This window comes from Erythrobacter sp., assembly GCF_039988855.1.
GTDB lineage: Bacteria > Pseudomonadota > Alphaproteobacteria > Sphingomonadales > Sphingomonadaceae > Erythrobacter.
Genome location: NZ_JBDXIY010000021.1, coordinates 1 through 2,633 on the forward strand (window position 1 = coordinate 1; position 2,633 = coordinate 2,633).

Annotated in this window: 3 protein-coding genes; all 3 read left to right on the top strand. The window is 53.0% G+C overall.

The genetic code is table 11. The features are described from left to right. On the top strand, positions 1-434 hold a 434-nt coding region (locus ABJ205_RS15750), incomplete at its 5' end, for a hypothetical protein (RefSeq protein WP_348510084.1). A 46-nt stretch (positions 435-480) separates the two neighbouring features. Beyond that, positions 481-948, top strand: coding sequence for a hypothetical protein (locus tag ABJ205_RS15755; RefSeq protein ID WP_348510085.1), 468 nt, complete (start codon positions 481-483; stop codon positions 946-948). 246 nt (positions 949-1,194) lie between these two features. Next, a complete protein-coding gene (locus tag ABJ205_RS15760) occupies positions 1,195-2,400 on the top strand; it encodes a transposase (protein ID WP_348510086.1) in 1,206 nt (401 codons plus the stop codon). Positions 2,401-2,633 lie beyond the last annotated feature (233 nt).

Sequence of the window (2,633 nt, forward strand, 5' to 3'; positions counted from 1 at the left end):
CCCAGGATCAAATCTTCCGTGTGATCCAGGAGAATGAACTTCTCGCGTTGAGTCTCACGCACGCGATCAATGAACTTTGGCATCCAGTTCCCGAACCAGAGTCGGATATAGAACGCGTCGAGCAGGAGATTGTTTTTGCGCAACGAGAAGTCTTGCTCGCCGCGATGAATGTCCAAACCCAAACCGAGTACGAGAGGTTTTCCGTCTTGGTTGAAAACACACAAAACGAGTTGCAAGAAGTGCTGAGTCAGAATGAGTCGACAATTCGCGGGCAAGTTTTGTTCGGCGTAAACAGCCCATTCTCGCAGCGGGGCTTGTTCAATCCTATGAATGGTTTGCTGCCGAAGATGGCGAGCGTCTACTCCGAGAAGGGCCTTTCAGTTGAGACGCGAGACTATTTGAGCTTCGTTCGATCGCTTCGGCGTCGACACTGACAAAGACGCCTGTGCGGTTTGGCGATGGTCATCTTGAAACCCAGTGGTGTTCGAGATTGAAAAGGATCTCCGAACTGACCATCGGAAAATCGACCAGGAAGAATGGAACCACGTGAGCTCGAAAGCAGGCCAAAGCAATACAAATTGGCGCAAGGATGTCGCTTCCCGAATCGAAACCGTCTCGCCACAGCGGCTTAGCGTTCCGTCAATGGCATTCGTACCTGGTCCGTTTTGGGCGAGTTGGTTTTTATTTGACAATTTCGCGGAGTGTGCGAAAACAGGCAGACAACTCGATGTTTTCTTTTCTCGTTTGTTGGGTCTGCGTCGTCAGGCCCCATTCATGTCATCGTTGAAACTACGCCGCCAAATTGCTTGGGAGGCGGCTCGTTTGATGTACTCGCGCGAGGTCAGCGAGTACTACCAAGCCAAACAGAAGGCGGCTCGAAGGATTCACAAAGGTTGGGTCAAGCCGGCTGACTTGCCAGCAATTCCCGGCGAGCGCTGTTTGGCTTGATTTCGCAGGGAATCAGAGGGTGGCATTTGCTAGCACGTCGCGATGTTAATTGGCGAGGTTCTCCCGTCGCAATGATCGTGAGTCTCTTGATAATGAGGGTTCCTTCAACGAGGTACTCTCATGACGCAATCCCCTTCCGTTCCACGTCCCCGACGCGGCCTCTCGGCCGATTCGCTCCTTGCAACGCTCCGACGACGATTTGAGTCCGTTGCCGATTCACGTCGGCAAGCATCCTGCGACTATTCGATGGCCGACACCTTGATGAGTGCGCTAGCGATGTTTCTCACCAAGTCGCCATCGATGCTTGCGTTCGAGGATCAGACGCAAGATCTAAGAATCGAGAAGCCCTTTCAGATCCAAGGCGTGCCCAGCGACACGCAGATGAGAACGATCCTGGACGGCATCGACGTCGAGCCGCTCAATGAAGCCTTTGCTGATCTGTTCTGGGAGTTGCAGCGGGGCCGTGAATTGAAGCAATGGCTGTTCGACGATCAGTACTACTTGATTGCGATCGACGGCTCGGGGCAGTTCTGCAGCGATAAGGTCAGTTGCCAGCAGTGTATGGTTCGAGTCAAAGGCGGAAAACAACAGTACTACCATCAGGTCGTTGCAGCTGTTCTGGTTCACCCGCTGACACGTCAAGTCATTCCGATGGCGGTCGAACCGATCCTTCGCGGTGACGGACAGAACAAGAATGACTGCGAGCGCAATGCAACCTCACGGCTACTCAAACGCTTACGCAAGCAACATCCGAAGCTGAAGATGCTGATCCTGGAGGATGGTTTAGCGAGTAACGGACCGCATATCGCCGATCTACAATCTCACAACATGCATTTCTTGCTCGGTGCGAAACCTGGAGACCATCAGTACCTTTTCGAGCAAGTTGTCGAGGCCATGGGCCGAGACGACTGTCGCTGCGAGTCACTCGAAGTTGCCAATGGCAAGAAGAAGATCACGACCGAAAACCACTACGTTGCCGATCTTTCCTTGAACAAGTCACATCGTGACCTTCGCATCAACTTCCTGCAGCATTATGAATTCGACGATAACAGCGGTGAAGTAGCGAAACGGTTCAGTTGGGTCACGGATCTGGATCTGAGCAAGAACAGTCTTGATCTTTATCAGCGTGCCGGTCGCTGCCGTTGGCGGGTGGAGAACGAGACCTTCAATACACTGAAGAACCAAGGTTATCACCTGGAACACAACTACGGACACGGATCGAAGAACTTGGCAACGGTGTTGGTCTTGTTGACGTTTCTGGCTTTCTTGGTCGATCAGATTCAGGAAGCCTGTTGCGGACTGTTTAACGCTGCGATGAAGCGAGTACGTCGGCGAGTTCGGCTTTGGGAATCGCTGCGCAGTCATCTTCGTCACTTTGAGTTCGCAAGCTTCGCTGATCTCTACACTGCGATCGCGACCGGTCGCCTGACGAAACCACCGCCGGTCGGATGAGGCGGTGGAAACCAACAGGAATCGACGGACTGAATTCATGCATCACGGCATGTCATCGCCACCGCTCTACGAAGACAGGCAGTCTCAAGTCGCAAAGCTACGATTCAGAGGTTCACAGACGTGACTCAAGGGCTCCCTAACCGCCCAACCAACACGCAACACTGCCTGCTACCGAGTCAAAAGCAAAAAAACAAAACTTCGGCCCACCAAACAGCCCTCACCGGGAACTGCTG

What these genes read in the sequence shown, in the direction of transcription:
- ABJ205_RS15760 (WP_348510086.1), top strand. Translation starts at nt 1,195, where the DNA reads ATGGCCGACACCTTGATGAGTGCGCTAGCGATGTTTCTCACCAAGTCG.